General features: G+C 42.3%; 14 protein-coding genes. 6 read left to right on the forward strand and 8 right to left on the reverse strand.

From position 1 onward, the window contains the following. Position 1 precedes the first annotated feature (1 nt). From plsX to yceD, 3 genes are read right to left on the reverse strand one after another with little or no spacing between them, the layout of a single operon-like run. A complete protein-coding gene (gene plsX / locus F0249_RS05615; protein WP_171756096.1) occupies positions 2-1,027 on the reverse strand; it encodes a phosphate acyltransferase PlsX in 1,026 nt (341 codons plus the stop codon). A 10-nt stretch (positions 1,028-1,037) separates the two neighbouring features. Next, a complete protein-coding gene (rpmF, locus tag F0249_RS05620) occupies positions 1,038-1,208 on the reverse strand; it encodes a 50S ribosomal protein L32 (protein WP_113795912.1) in 171 nt (56 codons plus the stop codon). Positions 1,209-1,256: 48 nt separating this feature from the next. After that, positions 1,257-1,781: a 23S rRNA accumulation protein YceD gene (gene yceD, locus F0249_RS05625; RefSeq protein WP_113795911.1), complete on the reverse strand. Its 525-nt coding sequence runs from the start codon at positions 1,779-1,781 to the stop codon at positions 1,257-1,259. A gap of 149 nt (positions 1,782-1,930) precedes the next feature. Here yceD and F0249_RS05630 point away from each other — a divergent pair, with 149 nt between their 5' ends. Then, entirely contained in the window at positions 1,931-2,515 is a 585-nt protein-coding gene (locus F0249_RS05630) for a nucleoside triphosphate pyrophosphatase (RefSeq protein ID WP_171756097.1), read from the forward strand. On the opposite strand, the gene rluC is transcribed toward F0249_RS05630, so the two are convergent. Further along, a complete protein-coding gene (rluC, locus tag F0249_RS05635; RefSeq protein ID WP_171756098.1) occupies positions 2,510-3,454 on the reverse strand; it encodes a 23S rRNA pseudouridine(955/2504/2580) synthase RluC in 945 nt (314 codons plus the stop codon). The genes F0249_RS05630 and rluC overlap by 6 nt on opposite strands. 608 nt (positions 3,455-4,062) lie before the next feature. On the opposite strand from rluC, the gene rne reads away from it, so the two are divergent. From rne to cobO, 3 genes are all read left to right on the forward strand, one after another. Continuing rightward, a complete protein-coding gene (gene rne, locus F0249_RS05640; RefSeq protein ID WP_171756099.1) occupies positions 4,063-7,074 on the forward strand; it encodes a ribonuclease E in 3,012 nt (1,003 codons plus the stop codon). 282 nt (positions 7,075-7,356) lie between these two features. After that, the gene (locus tag F0249_RS05645; protein WP_113795907.1) at positions 7,357-8,916 is read left to right on the forward strand and encodes a SulP family inorganic anion transporter; all 1,560 of its coding nucleotides are present in this window, start codon (positions 7,357-7,359) and stop codon (positions 8,914-8,916) included. A 275-nt stretch (positions 8,917-9,191) separates the two neighbouring features. Continuing rightward, positions 9,192-9,797 (forward strand): cob(I)yrinic acid a,c-diamide adenosyltransferase, encoded by a 606-nt coding sequence (gene cobO / locus F0249_RS05650; RefSeq protein WP_171756100.1) that lies wholly within the window; start codon positions 9,192-9,194, stop codon positions 9,795-9,797. Between the two features lie 116 nt (positions 9,798-9,913). Here cobO and F0249_RS05655 read toward each other — a convergent pair whose 3' ends face one another. From F0249_RS05655 to apbC, 3 genes are all read right to left on the reverse strand, one after another. Beyond that, a complete protein-coding gene (locus F0249_RS05655; RefSeq protein WP_171756101.1) occupies positions 9,914-12,019 on the reverse strand; it encodes an AsmA family protein in 2,106 nt (701 codons plus the stop codon). Between the two features lie 221 nt (positions 12,020-12,240). Further along, positions 12,241-12,882, reverse strand: a complete 642-nt coding sequence (gene udk / locus F0249_RS05660) for a uridine kinase (RefSeq protein ID WP_017051304.1) — start codon at positions 12,880-12,882, stop codon at positions 12,241-12,243. A 166-nt stretch (positions 12,883-13,048) separates the two neighbouring features. Next, complete coding sequence (gene apbC / locus F0249_RS05665; RefSeq protein ID WP_113795904.1) at positions 13,049-14,125, reverse strand: iron-sulfur cluster carrier protein ApbC; 1,077 nt, start codon at positions 14,123-14,125, stop codon at positions 13,049-13,051. Between the two features lie 157 nt (positions 14,126-14,282). On the opposite strand from apbC, the gene metG reads away from it, so the two are divergent. After that, positions 14,283-16,358 (forward strand): methionine--tRNA ligase, encoded by a 2,076-nt coding sequence (gene metG / locus F0249_RS05670; RefSeq protein WP_171756102.1) that lies wholly within the window; start codon positions 14,283-14,285, stop codon positions 16,356-16,358. A gap of 187 nt (positions 16,359-16,545) precedes the next feature. Here the strand turns inward: metG and fadR are convergent, their stop codons facing one another. Beyond that, complete coding sequence (fadR, locus tag F0249_RS05675) at positions 16,546-17,385, reverse strand: fatty acid metabolism transcriptional regulator FadR (protein ID WP_017051301.1); 840 nt, start codon at positions 17,383-17,385, stop codon at positions 16,546-16,548. Between the two features lie 626 nt (positions 17,386-18,011). On the opposite strand from fadR, the gene nhaB reads away from it, so the two are divergent. Then, positions 18,012-19,601, forward strand: coding sequence for a Na(+)/H(+) antiporter NhaB (nhaB, locus tag F0249_RS05680; RefSeq protein ID WP_017051300.1), 1,590 nt, complete (start codon positions 18,012-18,014; stop codon positions 19,599-19,601). Positions 19,602-19,704: the final 103 nt, after the last annotated feature.

Genomic DNA, 19,704 nt, shown 5'->3' on the forward strand with positions numbered 1-19,704 from the left:
ACTAATAATGCCTCTCGAGTAAAACCGCTTCCAAACGATCGCTAATACGGCTTGGTACTTGTCGTTTGACCTCGTGCAAAGCTTCGCCTATCGCGTTGACAACCGCGCTTACATCGGCACTTCCATGACTTTTAATGACAATGCCGCGCAATCCTAGCAAACTTGCGCCGTTATACTGGTCGGGGTTCAATGTTTTTAATTCAGAAAATAACTCAGAAAACAATTTTCTAGCTATCCAGCCTTTAATTGTAGACGCCATCATGTGCGTTTTTAATTTATCAATGAAGAGTTGTGCAGTGCCTTCACAAGTTTTTAGGCAAACATTACCCACAAACCCGTCACATACTACGACATCAGCACTATCTTGTAATAGCTGATTACCTTCAATGTAGCCAGTAAAATTGACAGATTGTGTTTGCGATAACATTTCGGCACAACGTTTGACTAAATCATTGCCTTTAATTTCTTCAGCACCAATATTAAGAATCGCGACTCTCGCAGATGTCCCTAAATGCTGTTCAGCAAGTGCACTGCCCATTACGGCAAATTGGAATAGAGAATCAGCATCACTAGAAACATTCGCGCCTAGATCGAGCATCCACGTTCTTTTTCCTGATGCGGTAGGAAGAGCAGAAACAAGGGCTGGGCGATCGATGCCGGGAAGAAGCTTAAGACGAAAACGAGAAAGAGCCATCAAGGCGCCAGTATTCCCGCCACTCACACATGCGTCGGCTTCGTCATCAGCAACCAGATCAATGGCGACTCGCATGGAACTACCCGCACTGTTTCGAAGTGCAAGAGAGGGCTTTTCTGAGTTTGAAATCACTCGATCGCAATGCTTAATACTCAAACGAGAATGAGGCTGACAATCAAGTAAAGATAATTGAGATGTGATCGTATTTTGATCACCAATAAGGACCACTTTTAGCTCTGGGAAATGCGACAGTGCCTGCACGGCGGCAGGCACTGTTACGCGAGGACCGAAATCCCCGCCCATTGCATCAAGTGCAACGGTTATATTTTGCAAAGGATCAACCTTACTTGTTGATAACCTTTTTGCCACGGTAGAAACCGTCAGCAGTCACGTTGTGACGTAGGTGAGTTTCACCTGAAGTTGCGTCTACAGATAGTGCAGCTGTAGTTAGTGCATCATGTGAACGACGCATGCCACGCATTGAACGTGATTTCTTGCTCTTTTGTACGGCCATTGACCCTACTCCTATGTAAATTCTTAAAAACACTTACCTATAAATAAGTTAGCTTTTTAAGTTTTTTAAAACATCAAATGGATTCGGTTTCTCTTCCACAATTTCTTCTGGAATATCACCAAACACCATATTATTTGAGTTAACGCTACAATTCGCTTCGTCATGCATTGCTATTTGTGGCAATCCAAGAATGAACTCGTCTTCAACTAGTTGTATGAGATCTACTTCACCGTACTCGTTCAGATCTACCAAATCGTACTCTTCCGGTGCTTCCTCTTCACTTTCCTCACTATAATAGGGAGTACAAGTGAATTGTACTTCGCACTCATGTGCGAAAATCTCATTACAACGCTGACACTCTAAATCGACTTCGACGTTAGCTTTACCAGAGATAACGACTAATCGCTGTTCATCAAGCCCAAATGACAATGAGACTTGCGCGTCGCGTTTTACGCTTTCAACAGATTCAGATAAACGTTTAAAAAGACTAGGTTGAATAACTCCAACTAAATCCAATCTCTTTTGTGCCGTTTTACCCGGGTCTACCGAGCGCGGTATTTTTACCTTTTGCATAGGGCGCGAATCTTATCTTCCAAAATGTATTTAGTCAAAGGAAAAGAAGAAAAAAGTGTACTTTTCTCCCCTTCCCGCAAAGAGAGTTATGAAGACGGACATAAGTTCGTATATCCTTCAGCAAGAACTCGAAATAATTGTAAATTAAAATGAAAAATTACCAACTAGTTTTGGCATCTACTTCACCATTTAGGCAGCAGTTACTCTCAAAGTTAGCTATGCCTTTCATTACTGCTCAGCCAGATTGCGATGAAACACCATTAGCACAGGAGTCTCCTCAGGACTTAGTGATGCGCTTGTCAGAGGAAAAAGCTAAATCATGTTCCGTTACTGAACCAAGCTTAATCATAGGCTCAGATCAAGTCTGTGTTATCAATAATACAATTGTTGGTAAACCGCACAACAGAAAAAATGCCATTTCCCAGCTAGAAGCTCAAAGCGGCAAAAGTATTACATTTTATACCGGCATCTCACTCTGGAATACCGAGACAGGTCATTGCACTACTGAGCTCGATACATTTATCGTTCATTTTCGCCAACTCAGCCGTTCAATGATCGAAGCATATGTTGACGCAGAGCAACCTTACTATTGTGCTGGAAGCTTCAAGAGCGAAGGTCTAGGCATTGCCCTCTTTAAACAACTCGAAGGCAAAGATCCAAATGCTCTGATCGGTTTACCCCTTATCACTCTCATCGATATGCTAGAGGAACAAGGCGTCACCGTTTTATCATAAACGTCGCAACCCCGTTAAAGCTTCTTCGAGACGTTTTTCCATCGGTGCCGAGATGTCCATCTTTTCATCCGATCCCGGGTGAACAAATTTAATATTCGCGGCATGCAAAAACAGACGGCCGAGACCAACCTTACCGGTGTAGGCATCAAATCGACGATCGCCATATCGGTCATCCCATGCAATTGGGTGGCCGGCATATTGGCAATGTACACGAATTTGGTGCGTACGCCCGGTAATAGGGCTCGCTTGCACAAGTGTCGCATCTGCAAATTTTTCCAACACTTTGAAACGAGTCTCAGACGCTTTTCCGTTTGGGTTAACTCGAACAATACTGTTTACTTCGTTTTTAAGCAGTGGCGCATTCACCACTTTGCAGCTCGATTTCCAAGCGCCCATCACTAAAGCAAAATAATATTTCTGTACGGTTTTTTCACGAAACTGTGCTTGCAGGTGGCGTAACGCAGAACGCTTCTTCGCCACTAACAAAATACCAGATGTGTCTCTATCTATACGGTGGACTAACTCCAGAAAGCGAGCGTCAGGTCTTAAAGCTCTTAATGCTTCGATTGCACCAAACTTTAAACCACTTCCGCCATGTACCGCAGTACCAGATGGTTTATTCAGAATTAACATATGATCATCTTCGAAGATGATCGCATGCTCTAATTCAGAGACCTTATTCAATTTGGTATTTGGAACGTTGTCTTCTGTTTTTTCTTCAATCGTTACTGGCGGAATTCTAACTATATCTCCAGCTTTTAACTTATATTCAGCTTTAATTCGCTTCTTATTTACACGGACTTCTCCCTTACGCACGATTCGATAAATCATGCTTTTAGGGATGCTTTTTAGTTGGTTTCGTAAGAAATTATCAATACGTTGACCAGCCATATCGTCGTCAATATCGACAAATTGGACTTTAGTTCTAATTTCACTCATGCCGTTATTGTATCACTCAAATGTCTATCACATCACATTTTCTTACTTCTCTTTTACTGTCACCAATTTGCCAAATATTGCTGATTTTTGCATCAAAATTTATGAGAACTAAAAAGCTGTGTATAAAAATAGCCCTTATTTAGCACAAATGTGCGTTTATTGTCTTTAAACCCTATATAAACATAGGCTTACTCAGCTCAAAAAAGAACCTAAAAATATTTATTTTGCCTGTTTATAACAAAGCAGATTGCTGTGAATTCCCTCCACTGTTATAGTTCTCAGCTGCTATTGATTAATTGATTGTTTTTTGTACTCGTCAGTTATCGACAAGCAATAATAATTGAGTAGAAAACTTAGTATCCAGTGCAGCAACCGGCGTAAGACACGAAGAGCTAAGTCACCTTATCGCTCTACTCATCGTAAACTCATGTTGAGTATTCACCGCCACATCGCGGATCATAGGCAACATACCTATGATGACTGAAGTGCCCTAGAGCATCCCTTCCAGCCGGGAGGTTGCAACGTTAAAGCCGTGGGATCAGGCACCATGAGAAACGAAATAAAGCGATAAGATCAAAATAAAAGAAAAGACAACGAGAATTTCTAAAATGAAAAGAATGTTAATTAACGCAACTCAAAAAGAAGAGTTGCGTGTCGCTTTGGTTGATGGTCAGCGACTATTCGATCTTGATATCGAAAGCCCAGGCCACGAATCAAAAAAAGCGAATATCTACAAAGGACGTATTACCCGTATTGAACCAAGCCTAGAAGCGGCATTCGTCGACTATGGTGCAGAAAGACACGGTTTCCTACCTCTTAAAGAAATTGCCCGCGAATACTTCCCTGATGGTTATACCTACCAAGGCCGTCCAAGCATTAAAGAAGTGCTAAAAGAAGGCCAAGAAGTAATTGTGCAAGTAGAAAAAGAAGAACGTGGCAGCAAAGGCGCTGCTTTAACGACTTTTGTTTCTCTTGCGGGTAGCTACTTAGTTCTTATGCCAAATAACCCTCGTGCTGGCGGTATTTCTCGCCGTATCGAAGGTGATGAACGCACGCAACTTAAAGCAGCATTAAGCACTCTTGAATTGCCTCAGGGCATGGGTCTTATTGTTCGTACTGCTGGTGTTGGCAAAAGTGCAGAAGAGTTAGAGTGGGATTTAAACGTACTGCTTAATCACTGGGGTGCAATTAAACAAGCCTCTGAGACTAACCAAGCTCCGTTTTTGATTCACCAAGAAAGTAATGTAATCGTTCGTGCAATTCGTGACTACCTACGTCGCGACATTGGCGAAATCTTAATTGATAGCAATACTATTTTTGAACGTGCTCAAGCTCATATTCAGTTGATTCGTCCTGATTTCATGAATCGTGTTAAGAAATACGATGGTGAGGTGCCACTGTTTAGCCACTACCAGATTGAAAGCCAGATCGAATCTGCCTTCCAACGTGAAGTTCGCCTTCCATCTGGTGGCTCTATCGTAATCGACCCAACTGAAGCACTGACTTCTATCGATATCAACTCCGCACGCGCAACAAAAGGCAGCGATATTGAAGAGACAGCGCTTAACACTAACCTAGAAGCGGCCGATGAAATTGCACGTCAATTACGTCTACGTGACCTAGGTGGTCTAGTTGTTATCGACTTTATCGATATGACGCCAGTTCGTCACCAACGTGAAGTTGAAAGCCGTCTACGTGATGCTGTTCGTTTAGATCGCGCTCGTGTTCAGATTGGTCGCATTTCACGCTTTGGTCTTCTAGAGATGTCTCGTCAACGTTTGAGCCCATCACTAGCGGAAGCAAGTCACCACATTTGTCCTCGTTGTACGGGTACTGGTGTTGTGCGTGATAACGAATCTCTAGCACTATCTGTTCTACGTCTTATCGAAGAAGAAGCTCTGAAGGACAACACAGCACAAGTACTTGCTGTTGTGCCGGTTCCAATCGCTTCTTATCTTCTGAACGAAAAACGTCGCTCAGTAAATCACATCGAGAAGAATCAAGGTGTGAAGATCACGGTTGTTCCAAACTCTGATATGGAAACACCTCATTTCGAAGTAATTCGAGTGAGAGAAGGTGAAGAGTTCGATCTGTTATCTTACCTACTGCCTCAAAAACTGGATGCTTTGAAAGAAGCGGAAAGCAAAGAGCCTGTTGAAGTTGACATCAAACCGAAGAAAATTGAAGAACCTGTATTAAAAGGGTTTGCCGCGCCAGCACAATCAGCGCCAGCACCCGCTCCAACACCTGCAGCTAAACCTGCTAAAGTTGAAGAAAAAACAGATTCTCAGCCTGGTTTATTCAGTCGTTTCTTTAAAGCATTGACTAATTTCTTATCTAGCCCTTCAGAAGAAGTGAAAGAAGAAGTTAAGCAAGAGCCAAAACAAGAGAACAATCGTCAACGTCGCGATCGTAATGATCAACGTCGTCGTAACTCTCGTGACAATGGTAACCGCGATAACAAACGTCGCCGTAAACCTGCACGCGAAGAGCAAACTGAAGAACAAGGCGACAAAGCGAATGAGCAACAGCCTCGTCAACAACAAAACCGCAAGCCACGCCAAGATCGCCGTAACAAGCCGAAAACGGAAGTTAAAGCGCCATCTAAGCTAGCTGAACAGGGCCAACAACTTGCTGCTGAAGCAAACGCGGCACCGTCTGCTGACACTAACGCAAAACGAGATGCTAAACCTGTTGAGAAAACTGCAAAAATCAAAGAGCGCCGTCAACGTCGTAAATTGAATAAGCAGATTCGCGTTAATGGTAAAAAACCAGAAGTTGAAGCGACTAACGATACAGTTCAAAAAGAAGAACCGAAACAACGTCGTAACCGCCGCTCTCCTCGTCACTTAAGAGCAAGTGGTCAACGTCGTCGTCGTGGTCGTGATCGCAAACCAAATCCATTCCGCCTTCGCCCAGGTGGTGTTGCCTCTCCTGAGATGGCAATGGGTAAGGTAATGCCGATGTACGTACCTAAGCCTCATCACCATGCTGCACCTAAAGTTGAACAAGAAGTGGTTAATACCGAGACTGTTGAACAAAATGCTCCATTAGGTGGCTACGCTTTCCCTGAAACAGCAATGGGTAAAGTCATCATCAAGCGTGAAGAGACGGTTGAAGCAGTTGTAGCGGCTTCTGTTGCAGAAACAAAAGCTGAAACAGTTGAAGTAGAAGCTGTAGTTGAACCCGTAGTTGAAACGACTCCTGTTGTTGAGACTCCTGCTATTGAAGAGACAAGCGTTGCAGAAGAAGCAACGGTTGAACAAGCTCCAATAGCGGTTGTTGAGGCGAATACTGAAGAGACTAAGACTGTCGAAACTCAGACTATCGAAACTAAGGTTGAAGCTCCTATCACTGAAGCACCTACGGTTGAAGAAAAGCCAGCTGTAGTTCTTGAAGAGCAACCAGCTGTATCTAAGCCAGTGGTTAAAGCAGCCGTTAAGGGTGTTAAATCTCAGGCGGGTTCAGCAATGGCAAGTGCACCAGGCCCTCAAACTTTAAAAGAGATTGAAGTCGTAGCTGCACCATTTAAAGCAGAGCGTTACCAACCGAAAGGGGCTGGTAGCCAAGTCGCTCGTAGCAGCGCATCTGCAGGAATGACCAAGCCACAAGGTTACTAACCTAGCCTCATATAGTCTAAAGCACTATATCTGAAACAAACGAGTCGCATTATGTGCGGCTCGTTTTTTTTGGTCTAAAATAGAGACATGATGAAGATCATGTATTTGTGACGATTTTTAGCCAATATGCGGTTCATTCTTGAACTTAGTCACACTTTTAGGTAGCATGCGCCGACTTAAGTTCTCGACACCAGATTCTTATGCAGCTCTTTTCCACCACTGTTTAGTACGCGTATAGAAATTTGTGTCGGGTAAAATCCATCTTTAGCATACTGAGCCCCCATGTTTGAATTCCCCCAATTTTCGAAACACTCTGTAAAAAACGATGTGTTATCAGGTTTAACAGTAGCATTAGCTCTTGTTCCTGAAGCCGTAGCATTTGCATTTGTTGCCGGTGTTGACCCAATGGTTGGTCTATACGCAGCCTTCATTGTTGGTTTAATTACCTCAGTCTTTGGTGGTCGTCCAGGCATGATTTCTGGCGCAACAGGCGCAATGGCTGTTGTAATGGTCAGCCTTGTCGCAACACATGGTGTTCAGTATTTATTTGCAGCCGTATTACTTGCAGGTATCCTGCAAATCGCAGCGGGCATATTTAAGCTTGGCAAATTCATCCGAATTGTTCCGCACCCAGTAATGATCGGTTTTGTTAACGGGCTTGCTATCGTTATCTTCTTAGCACAACTAGGACAATTTAAAGCGCCTGATATGTCTGGAGCGTTAACTTGGCTTCCTAGTGGTCAAATGACGATCATGCTTGGTTTAGTTGCTCTAACGATGGGTATTATCCATTTCCTTCCTAAGCTAACGACTGCTGTCCCGTCTTCTCTAGTGGCGATTGTCACGGTAACGGCGCTTGTCGTTGGCCTAGATCTAGAAACACGTACTGTTGTGGATTTCCTACGCACCATGTCGGGCGATGAAGCAGCAACGCTTGCTGGTTCACTACCAACATTCTCAATCCCTTCTGTACCGTTTACTCTAGAAACGCTACAGATTATTTTGCCATACGCGGTTATTCTTGCAGCTATCGGCTTAATTGAATCACTGCTAACACTGACAGTACTAGACGAAATGACCAATACTCGCGGTCAAAGTAACCGTGAATGTGTTGGTCAAGGTATCGCAAACATGACATGTTCTGTTTTTGGTGCGATGGGTGGTTGTGCAATGATTGGTCAATCGATGATCAACATTAACTCAGGTGGCCGTGGCCGTTTATCAGGTATTGTGGCTGCTGTTGCTCTGCTGATTTTCATCCTATTCGCTTCTGCCCTAATCGAGATGATTCCTCTAGCTGCATTAGTTGGCGTAATGTTTATGGTTGTAATTGGTACATTTGAATGGGCAACATTTAAACTTGCACGTCGCGTACCTAAACAAGATTTCTTTGTCATCGTTTTGGTTACCGTTGTAACAGTAATGACTGACTTAGCCGTTGCAGTAGCAGTAGGTGTTGTCGCTTCAGCGCTTATGTTTGCTTGGCAACATGCGAAACATATCTACGCAAGCAGTTCACTAAACGAAGAAGGTTCAAAAGTTTACCAAATTCACGGCCCTGTATTCTTTGGCTCTGCGGCAAACTTCTTAGAACTTTTTGACGCACAAAATGACCCTGCAGACGTTATCGTTGATTTTGCAAATTCTCGTGTGACTGATCACTCAGCAATTGAAGCAATTGAAACCATTGCAGAGCGTTACACGGCGTTAGGAAAGACTCTACATTTACGTCACCTGAGCCAAGATTGCCGCGCTCTTCTTCATAAAGCAGGCAGCCTTGTTGAAATCAATGTAAAAGAAGACCCTAGCTATAAAGTTGCAACCGACTTACTTGCTGGCTAATCTAGATTATACCTATCAAAGGCCGATGCGATTTGCATTGGCCTTTTTTATACCTCTTTGTTTTTATACCTCATCATTTTTATGCCTCATGGCTTGCCGCCCCCACCTTCTTAGACCTCGGCATCTGCCTGTATTATTTCTTTGTATATGTCTCTATTGACCAACAGAGGAAACTTAGCGCCTATTCACCCAAATTTTGAAGGTTTTTAGCTCTCCAACATTGCGTTATCATGCAAGGAAACTATTCTGAAAAACTAGGCTGAAAAGGAATACCTATGCCAATTGATGACAATAAAGAAGCTCGACACAAAGCGCGCCAACAGAAAGTAAAAGATCAGGTTGATGAAAGAGTGGCGGCAGCGCAAGAAGAGAAAGGGCTACTGCTTGTGATCACTGGCAACGGCAAAGGAAAATCAACCTCCGGGTTTGGAACCGTCGCAAGAGCGGTTGGTCATGGCTTAAATTGTTCTGTTGCTCAATTCATCAAGGGAACTTGGGATAATGGCGAAAGAAATTTACTTGAAAAGCTTGGGGTTGAATTTCAAGTGATGGCGACAGGCTTTACTTGGGAGACTCAAGACAAGCAATCGGATACCGATGCCGCACAGTTAGTGTGGAAAGAGTGCAAACGCATGCTGCAAGATGATTCTATCGATGTGGTGCTACTGGATGAACTGACATATATGGTCACTTACGGCTACATCGACCTCAACGAAGTCATTGAAGCACTGACGCAACGTCCTAAGATGCAATCTGTTGTTATCACAGGCAGAGCGGCACACCGTAGCCTCATTGAGCTTGCGGATACCGTATCTGAAGTAAGAAATGTAAAGCATGCTTTTGAATCAGGTATTAAAGCCCTGAAAGGCGTCGATTGGTAAATCGATTTCCTTTAAGTGCTTATCTTGTTAGTGCTTAGCCATCGAATATTTAGCGATCAAAAAAACGTCCCTAGCCAGGGACGTTTATCTATTAAAGTTGAATCTGAATAACTGACTTAATTAAACAGACCTTTCAACAATCCATTGACGGCTTCTTTGGTCTTTTCGTCTTTAATTTTATCGGTGAGTTTTTCAACACCACGATCAACTTCTTTCTTAGCTTTTTGTTTTAAAACATCATCAAAAACAAGTTTGAACTTAGGATCTACCCATTTTCCCGTAATTTTAACAGGGATCGTTACGTCTTTAAGATCATCAATATTTTGACCACCTTGCCCTTCAAGTGAACCAACAATCGATGTTCTCACTAGAAAGTCAGCAGTCTCGCTAATATAGTTGGCTTTACCTTCACCGTGGATCCGAAGCAGTGGCGATTGCATGTTTAGATTGTTTGTTGAAACTTCACCATTGTTCAATGTCAGCGTCGCGGTCATCGCACTAAAGTCAGTCTTTTGAGCTTCGCTACCCTCTTTAACTTCTTCGCCTTTGATTTTAGCGTAGTTAGTACGAATCAATTGAGCTACATTGATCCCATTTACCGCGCCATCTTCAAAGTTAATTTTGATCGTCCCGCTAATATTTTTCTTTATGGCTGTTGGCGTTAAGCCTTTACCTTTTACATCAACGTTGATGTTACCGCTTCCTTCCAACTTATCATTGTTCGCCACATCTTTAAGCAATGGTTGAACTTTAACGCCGATGATTTGTTTTTTGGCACTATAAGTCGCTGGTACTTTACGAGCATCTAATCGGGCGCTTGCTTTAATTGAACCTTGATAAAGGTTTGAGCTAAATGATTGCAGATCAACCACACCACGATTAATAGAAAACGCAGTATTCACACTCTGCATTCGAGCATTGTTCGCTTTAAATTTGTCGATGGTAATCTTGCCTTTAACATCAAGTCCTTTTAAAGCACTCAGATCGGGTTCAACTTCAGGCCCTGCTTTCGCTGGGGATGGTTCGTTACCTGCCGAGTCCATCTTATTGTTACTGTCCGTTGCTTGCCCTAGCCCCAAAAACTCATCTAAATCGATATTTGGACTATGAAGTGCAAAACGTACTTTAGGAATATCAGCAAGCGTAATATTCGCTTTACCATCTAACTGGATTTTATTTAGGGTCAGTTTTTCTAGAACGAAGTCCAAATAACCTTTGTTAATGTCAAAGCTAAAGTCTGAATTCATCTGTATTTTCATTGGCGACTGCGGCAAGCTATCTCCAACAAAAGATGAATCTAGTGTGAGTGACTCAACCGCAAGAAGAGAGACTGCACTATCAATAGAAAATACTGCGTCACCTTTCACATCAAGTGCAAGATCCGCAGCGTTACCTTTAACGCTATAACCTAACGAGTTTGGCTGATCAAATTCAAATCGATCTAACGTGATTCTTGCGTCTTTAATCATATTCACGCCATCATCAAATGTGGCATCAAATGCAATGTCTCTAACCGCATATTCCTTATAGCCTTTAGAAAGCTTAAGCTCAGCTTCTCCTTTGGCTGTAAAATTTTGCTGATTATTTTTACCTTTCGCTTCAAAAAGAATCGATGTCCACTGTTCTGCTTTAAACTCAGACATGCTAAAGCCGACATCATAGAGTTTTGTGTACGTTTTGGCTTTATGATCTTGAATTTCAAGAAGCGCGTTAGTGACTGTAATGCCAGCTAAATCGATAGACCATGCACTGCTAGATGAGGCTGTTGGTTGCTCATCGCTTTGAGCCGGATTCTCATTTGCTACGGTTTCAGAAGGGGCGGTTGAAGAAGTTTGAGTAAGCGCATCAAGGTTAGATTTACCATCACTTAGCGTTTCCAGATGAACTTCAGCGCCATCTAGATAGATATTACCGATCTGCAGCTGTTGGCTAAACAGTGGCGTTACATCTATTTCAATACCAACACGGTCTACTTTGAAAAAATTGTCGTTGCTGAACCCTTGTGGATTCTTTAGCTCTGTTTTCCCCATTTCAAAACCAATGGTAGGGAAAAACGTCCAGCCGATATCTCCGGAAATATTAAGTTCCAGTCCGGTCTGTTTTTGTGCTTGTTCAGTAATAAGTGGCTTGAATTGATTTGGATTGACGAATAACACCAGTGCGGCCACTGCAAGAACAATGACGAAAATCGGCACACTAATGAACAACAGTAACTTTTTCATAAGCGTTTTCCTTGATTAATATCCAAAAATAAAGTGGCACATAAAGTGCCACTTATTATATAAAAAATGCAACTTACATTCAGCTTTCATTTTACTCAACTCGTTCAGGTTTAAGACAATTTTCTGTCAACCTAACAAATTGAAGTAATGATAACGTCGGTAAGATCACTATAGTTATTTGACTCTATGCAAATGACTGATAGCGACTTCGCTTTAATGACTTAGCTTTTCAGCAACTTAGCGATGTGAGCTTTCAATACGTCGATTGCGATACGGTTCTTACCACCACGAGGCACAATAATATCCGCATGTTGCTTAGACGGCTCAATAAACTGCATGAACATTGGGCGTACTGTTTCTTGATATTGTTTAAGAACAGAGTCCATTGTACGACCACGCTCTTCTACATCACGCTTAACACGGCGTAGTAAACAGATATCTAAAGGTGTGTCCATAAAAATAGTCGCATGCATTAGGCTACGTAGACGTGGATCAGTCAGTAATAAGATACCTTCAAGAATGATCACTTTCTTTGGCGTCAACGTCACTGAATTTTCAGTACGTGTATGCTCAGTGTAGCTGTAATCTGGCACATCTACAGCTTCGCCTTTGATAAGCTGCTCTAAATGCTCACATAGTAGGTCATGATCAAGTGCACTCGGATGATCATAGTTAGTTTTCACTCGCTCTTCCATGCTCAAATGGCTTTGATCATTGTAGTAGCAATCTTCCGTGATAACACCAATTTGATGGTCGCCTACTTTTTCACGTAGCTCATTATAAATGGTGCTCGCGATCAGACTTTTTCCAGAAGCAGAAGCGCCCGCGATACCTACGATGACGCATTGATTATTATCAGACATTATTTGTGCACCCAATACTGTATGGTGATAGGAATAGATAAACCGCCTAATTATAGGGACTTCAGTCAACAGATACTAGTCAGGATGAGACCTAAGTCAGAGTATTTATTGTATTTGTACAATTAAAGACCATATAAAATCCTAAATTAGTGATGCGATCACATTATTAGCTAATCGTCATAACATTAATTGCATCAGGCTTAACTTTTCCCTGCCAAAACAGGCTGCATGCAACTCGATCAGCCAGTAGCTGATATTGCTGCGCATGTTCGCTATCAGGTCTTGATACCACCGTCGGTTTCCCCATGTCGATGTCATTTCTTACATCAATATGCAGTGGTATCTGAGCTAATACTGACAACCCAAATTCCGAGGCCATCTGCGCCGCCCCACCTTGTCCGAATATATGTTCTTTTGCACCACACTGACTACAGATATGATAGCTCATATTTTCGACGACACCGACAACAGGTACATGCACCTTATCAAACATCGCCACACCTTTTTGTGCATCGGCTAATGCTAAGTCTTGTGGTGTTGTAACGATCACAGCACCTGTCACTGGAATTTGTTGAGATAAAGTGAGTTGAATATCTCCTGTACCCGGTGGCATATCGATCACCAAGTAATCGAGCTCTGGCCACTCTGTCTCATTCAGCAATTGAGCTAATGCTTTCGATGCCATTGGTCCACGCCAGATTGCCGCCTCATTTTTATCAACCAAGTAGCCAATTGAGTGAGTATAAATGCCAAATGCTTCTATCGGCTGCATCCATTTGTTATCACGAACACTTGGCTTTGCATCTACCTTGCCGATCATCATTGGGACAGAGGGTCCATAGATATCCGCATCCAGTAAACCAATTTTTGCGCCACTGGTTGCCAGTGATAGTGCAAGGTTGACCGCCGTGGTCGATTTCCCTACCCCGCCTTTGGCAGAAGAAACAGCAATAATATTTTTGATCCCTTTTATACTTTGAGGCACTTCTGTCTCTAGTGACTTAACTACGCAAGAAACCGTATATTCAAAAGGTGCTACATTCTTCTGTTCTTGTTCTGTTGCAATCCATGTCGATAAGGACTGCTGAAGCACTTTGGAGGCAAATGGAATCGCGATATCAAACGTACCTGTCGCTTTCACCGAGACAATACCCGCGCTACTTGCCCAATTTTCAATCAGCAGTGGATGCTGATACTGATTCAACCAATCACAGAAATCTTGTTTACTCGTAAACTGACGCATATAAGCTCCTTTTTTATTCATGCTACCACCTCATTGATTTTGACAGAACCCTAAAAAAACTAAGGTATTACTCACTCTCATGCCTTGGAGTCAGGCGGCGCATAAGGTAATATCAACAATCAATTTTTATCCCTATCTAGTAAAGCGAATATTAAGTATGGCAACTGACCCAAAAAACGTTTCTTCAAGGAAACTGCTGGTAACTTGTGCCCTTCCGTACGCTAACGGTTCTATCCACCTAGGTCATATGCTTGAACACATCCAAGCTGACATTTGGGTACGTTACCAACGCTTACGTGGCAACACTGTAAACTTCATCTGTGCTGACGACGCTCACGGCACGCCAATTATGCTTAAAGCGCAACAGATGGGTATTACTCCAGAAGAGATGATCGCAGCAGTCAGCGAAGAGCATCAAAAAGACTTCGCAGGTTTTGATATCAGCTTTGATAATTATCACAGCACTCACAGTGAAGAGAACCGCGAGCTTGCATCTCATATCTATCTTGAGCTGAAGAAAAACGGTTTTATCTCTAGCCGCACGATTTCTCAGTTATTCGATCCTGAAAAAGAGATGTTCCTTCCTGACCGTTTCGTGAAAGGTACATGTCCGAAATGTAAGTCTGAAGATCAGTATGGCGATAACTGCGATAACTGTGGTGAAACTTACAGCCCAACAGAACTGATTGAACCTAAATCAGCAGTTTCTGGTGCAACACCTGTAATGAAAGATTCAGAACACTTCTTCTTCGATCTTCCTCAATTTGAGAGCATGCTGAAAGAGTGGACTCGTTCAGGTTCTCTTCAAACTGAAACTGCAAACAAGATGCAAGAGTGGTTTGAGTCTGGCTTGCAACAGTGGGATATCTCCCGCGATGCGCCATACTTTGGTTTTGAAATTCCAGGTGAAAAAGACAAGTTCTTCTACGTTTGGCTAGATGCTCCAATTGGCTACATGGGCTCATTTAAAAACCTATGTAACAAACGTGATGACCTTGATTTTGATGAGTACTGGAACAAAGACAGCAAAACTGAACTGTACCACTTCATCGGTAAAGACATTGTTTACTTCCACAGCCTATTCTGGCCAGCCATGCTGGAAGGCTCTGGTTTCCGCAAGCCAAACAACGTATTCGTTCACGGTTATGTAACGGTAAACGGTGCTAAAATGTCTAAGTCAAAAGGCACATTCATCAAAGCAGGTACTTACCTAAACCACTTGGATCCAGAATGCCTACGTTATTACTACGCTGCGAAACTCAACAGCCGTATTGACGATCTAGACTTGAACCTTGAAGACTTCACACAACGTGTAAACTCTGATGTTGTAAACAAGATCGTTAACCTTGCATCTCGTAACGCTGGTTTTATTACTAAGCGTTTTGAAGGCAAACTGGCGGACAACTTTGCAGAACCTGAGCTTTACGCTGAATTTGTAGCGGCTTCTGAGCGCATTGCTGAACTTTACGAAACTCGTGAATTTAGCCGTGCTATTCGCGAAATTACAGCGCTTGCTGACAAAGCGAACCAATACATTGATGAAAAAGCCCCTTGGGTTCTAGCGAAACAAGAAGGTAAAGAGCAGGAGCTACAAGAAGTTTCTTCTGTTGGTATCAACTTGTTCCGCGTATTGATGGCATACCTCAAACCAGTAATGCCAGAGCTTGCTGCTCGCACTGAAGCGTTTTTAAACGAAACGTTGACGTGGGAATGTATTGCACAACCGCTAACTTCTCATGAAATCACTAAGTTCAAAGCTCTATTTGCTCGTATTGATCCGAAGAAAGTAGAAGCGATGGTTGAAGCATCAAAAGAAGATGCTGCTGTTGAAATTGCAGCGAAAGAGAAAGCGGAAGCAGAAAAGAACAAAGCAAACCAAACCGAGCTAGACAAAGAGCCAATCGCTGATGAGATTGAGTTCGATGCATTCGCTGCAGTTGATATGCGTATTGCTCGCATTATCTCTTGTGAAGAAGTGCCAAAGGCTAACAAACTGCTTAAGTTCCAACTGGACATCGGCGGTGAAACCCGTCAGGTATTCTCTGGTATTAAGTCAGCGTACAAACCTGAAGAGCTTGAAGGAAAGCTAACCGTAATGGTTGCTAACCTAAAACCTCGTAAAATGAAGTTCGGCATGTCAGAAGGCATGATCCTAGCCGCTGGCCCTGGTGGCAGCGATCTGTGGATCCTTGAGCCACATGAAGGCGCACAGCCTGGCATGCGTGTAATGTAATCACGCTGGAGGGCTTGGTCCACATCTAAGCCGTACCAAATAAAAAGCCAGTATCTGATTGAGATACTGGCTTTTTTATAACTATTCAAACGCTACAATGCGCTGTAAAATCATACGCTTTGTAAATACAGTGTGTTGACCTTTCTGGTACAAATTCGAAAGAAATCAAACAGTGCGATTGGGATTCTTAGCTATCATCTTCTGTGAAGTTAGTTGGTAACGTTTTTTTCATCTCGTTCCAAATATATCCACTTTCAAGACCATACTGTCTAATTAAGGCTGGCAGTTGATCGCGCTCGTCGCTTTGACAAATCTCAAGAAGATCACGGTAGAATTTCAGCGCTAGCTGACGAGATTGCGGACAAGAGAAGTAGTAACTGCCAATGCGATCATATAGCTTCTTCACACCATTAAAAATCAAGCCATAAACTTGGTTCCCGGAATGGAATGCTAATCGTTGAAACAGCATGTAATCATAGAAATTGAACGTTTTCGCCATCAAGATAACCTGACGTTTCTGTTCATCTTTTTCGTTGTCATCTTTAATGCTTTGCTTAATTTTGTCGGCGTATGGAGAAGACTCAACAAACGCATCCCAAGATTCAGCAGCAAGCAGACTTTCACATGATTCAATCACATTTTGAATCGTACGTTCAGAACTTTCTTTATTCACTTTAAACGCATAGCGCATGAAAATCGGACTGATATTAGAGCGAGCCGCCAAAAGATCTTCCACAATGCTTGTCGCATTGTCGCTATCAAGGGAAATCAAAGTATCTAGAATATGCAAACCTGATGTTTCCATGAACTGGTTTACTTTCGTTGGTTTACCGTGCTGGATAGTCAACCAACCATCACGAGCTAAACGCTGTAAAACTTCACGTAAGGTGGTTCGTGTCACTCCAATTAATTCAGATAACTCACGCTCTGCGGGTAGAATTGAACCCGGTGGAAAGCGGCCATTCCAGATGCTCTCGATAATGTACTTTTCTGCAAAGCCGGCAGGGCTTTTTGCCTTAATGACCATTTATATTGGTATCCGATTATAATTTTTTATATTGATAGACTCATCATACCACTAGTTTTGTGTCAGCGGAAACCTCTCTCAGTGAATCGTAAGCACAAAAACATTTAGAGTACAAACTCTAATATAATTTAGAGCCTTACAATTTTTTAAGTCCAGATAAAGATTTTGGCACTCCCCCTTAAATACACAAAATCGACAAATTAACCGATATATTAGTCACATTTGTCAAATCTCAATCTGCAATGTAATTTTGTAAAAATCTCTCTTAGAGATAGCTTTAAATATCTTTTTTGAATGCTTAATTACGATTATGATATCCATGCGCTATTTTCATAAACATCTATAGAAGCACACACTACTCTGATCGCGTTTTTTAACAAAAATTGCCTTTATATCGTACGTCGGTACAATTCTTGTTGACTAAATGTTATCTAAGAGTAGAGTTGCGTGCGAAGCAGGGAGTGCTTGTAATTACTAGGAAGTGACTTGGCAAAATTACATAATAAACCATAGCGTTGTTATTTTTCTAAGTTGCTGTTTTATAATGGATAATTAGTACAGCTCCGTTATATGAATTTCAAACACTTTTGCAATGTCTATTCATTACTAACATTAAGAGTATTAACATGCCGATGTCACTCGGAAATGCGTTTATCAAGAACTTCCTTGGTAAAGCACCTGATTGGTATAAACTTGCCATCATTGCCTTTCTTATTATAAACCCATTCGTTTTTTTCTATGTCGACCCGTTTACTGCTGGTTGGTTGCTCGTTGTAGAGTTTATCTTTACGCTTGCAATGGCACTAAAATGCTACCCTTTACAACCTGGTGGCTTACTTGCAATTGAAGCAATAGCCATCGGAATGACAAGCCCTGAACAAGTTAAACACGAACTTGTTGCCAATATTGAAGTACTACTATTGCTGATCTTTATGGTTGCCGGTATTTACTTCATGAAACAGCTACTTCTGTTCATTTTCACCAAAATCCTACTTGGTATTCGCTCTAAAGCAATGCTCGCTGCTGCCTTCTGTTTTGCAGCCGCTTTCTTATCAGCATTCTTAGACGCACTAACCGTGATTGCCGTCGTAATCAGTGTAGCTGTAGGTTTCTACTCGATTTATCACAAAGTTGCTTCTGGGCAAGGAACTAACTCAGCGCATGATCATACGAAAGATGAGCATTTTTCTGAGCTGACTCGTGACGATTTAGAAAATTACCGTTCATTTTTGCGCTCACTTCTAATGCATGCTGGTGTTGGTACTGCCCTAGGTGGTGTAACCACAATGGTTGGTGAACCTCAAAACCTAATCATTGCCGATCAAGCGGGTTGGTTATTTGGTGAGTTCCTGATTCGTATGTCTCCAGTGACGGTACCAGTATTCATTTGCGGTATTATCACTTGTATCCTAGTAGAGAAACTAAAAGTCTTCGGTTACGGCGCAGAACTGCCAGATAACGTACGTAAGATTCTAGTCGATTTTGATACAGCAGAGCGTAAGAGCCGCACTAATCAGGACGTAGCAAAACTTTGGATTCAAGGCGCGATTGCGGTCTGGCTAATTGTTGGTCTAGCGATGCACTTAGCTGCCGTTGGTCTTATCGGCCTTTCTGTTATCATCCTTGCCACTGCATTTACTGGCGTGATTGAAGAACACTCTTTAGGAAAAGCATTCGAAGAAGCACTTCCGTTCACCGCTTTACTTGCGGTTTTCTTCTCGATTGTTGCTGTAATCATCGACCAAGAACTCTTTAAGCCAATCATCGACTCAGTACTTGCCGTTGAAGATAAAGGAACGCAACTGGCGCTTTTCTATCTCGCAAACGGTTTGCTCTCTATGGTGTCGGATAACGTGTTCGTAGGAACGGTATACATCAACGAAGTGAAGACAGCGTTAGTTGAAGGGTTAATCAACCGAGATCAATTTGATTTACTTGCGGTTGCCATTAATACAGGTACTAACTTACCTTCAGTTGCAACGCCAAATGGTCAAGCTGCATTCCTATTCCTACTAACGTCAGCGATAGCACCACTTATTCGTTTGTCGTACGGACGAATGGTCATAATGGCACTTCCATATACGGTTGTATTAGCTGTTGTTGGTTTGGTCGGTATCGTGTTCTTCTTAGAACCATCCACAGCTTATTTTTACGATGCAGGTTGGATTTCTCACCATATTCCATCCGCAACATCGGCAGTTTCAGGTGGTCACTAAATTTTTTAGTTGATTACGAAACTAATCCAAGATAAAAAGCTCTGAGTATTCAGGGCTTTTTCATTTTTGGTCCGTTCCATTTTTTCGATCAGACCAAATTCAA

Origin of the sequence: Vibrio sp. 03-59-1, assembly GCF_013114135.1 — a bacterium.
GTDB lineage: Bacteria > Pseudomonadota > Gammaproteobacteria > Enterobacterales > Vibrionaceae > Vibrio > Vibrio cortegadensis.

Bases quoted from the DNA above. Each gene is read 5' to 3' on its own strand.
- rpmF (WP_113795912.1), bottom strand. From the start codon at position 1,208: ATGGCCGTACAAAAGAGCAAGAAATCACGTTCAATGCGTGGCATGCGT.
- yceD (WP_113795911.1), bottom strand. From the start codon at position 1,781: ATGCAAAAGGTAAAAATACCGCGCTCGGTAGACCCGGGTAAAACGGCA.
- F0249_RS05630 (WP_171756097.1), top strand. From the start codon at position 1,931: ATGAAAAATTACCAACTAGTTTTGGCATCTACTTCACCATTTAGGCAG.
- rluC (WP_171756098.1), bottom strand. From the start codon at position 3,454: ATGAGTGAAATTAGAACTAAAGTCCAATTTGTCGATATTGACGACGAT.
- rne (WP_171756099.1), top strand. From the start codon at position 4,063: ATGAAAAGAATGTTAATTAACGCAACTCAAAAAGAAGAGTTGCGTGTC.
- F0249_RS05645 (WP_113795907.1), top strand. From the start codon at position 7,357: ATGTTTGAATTCCCCCAATTTTCGAAACACTCTGTAAAAAACGATGTG.
- cobO (WP_171756100.1), top strand. From the start codon at position 9,192: ATGCCAATTGATGACAATAAAGAAGCTCGACACAAAGCGCGCCAACAG.
- F0249_RS05655 (WP_171756101.1), bottom strand. From the start codon at position 12,019: ATGAAAAAGTTACTGTTGTTCATTAGTGTGCCGATTTTCGTCATTGTT.
- udk (WP_017051304.1), bottom strand. From the start codon at position 12,882: ATGTCTGATAATAATCAATGCGTCATCGTAGGTATCGCGGGCGCTTCT.
- apbC (WP_113795904.1), bottom strand. From the start codon at position 14,125: ATGCGTCAGTTTACGAGTAAACAAGATTTCTGTGATTGGTTGAATCAG.
- metG (WP_171756102.1), top strand. From the start codon at position 14,283: ATGGCAACTGACCCAAAAAACGTTTCTTCAAGGAAACTGCTGGTAACT.
- fadR (WP_017051301.1), bottom strand. From the start codon at position 17,385: ATGGTCATTAAGGCAAAAAGCCCTGCCGGCTTTGCAGAAAAGTACATT.
- nhaB (WP_017051300.1), top strand. From the start codon at position 18,012: ATGCCGATGTCACTCGGAAATGCGTTTATCAAGAACTTCCTTGGTAAA.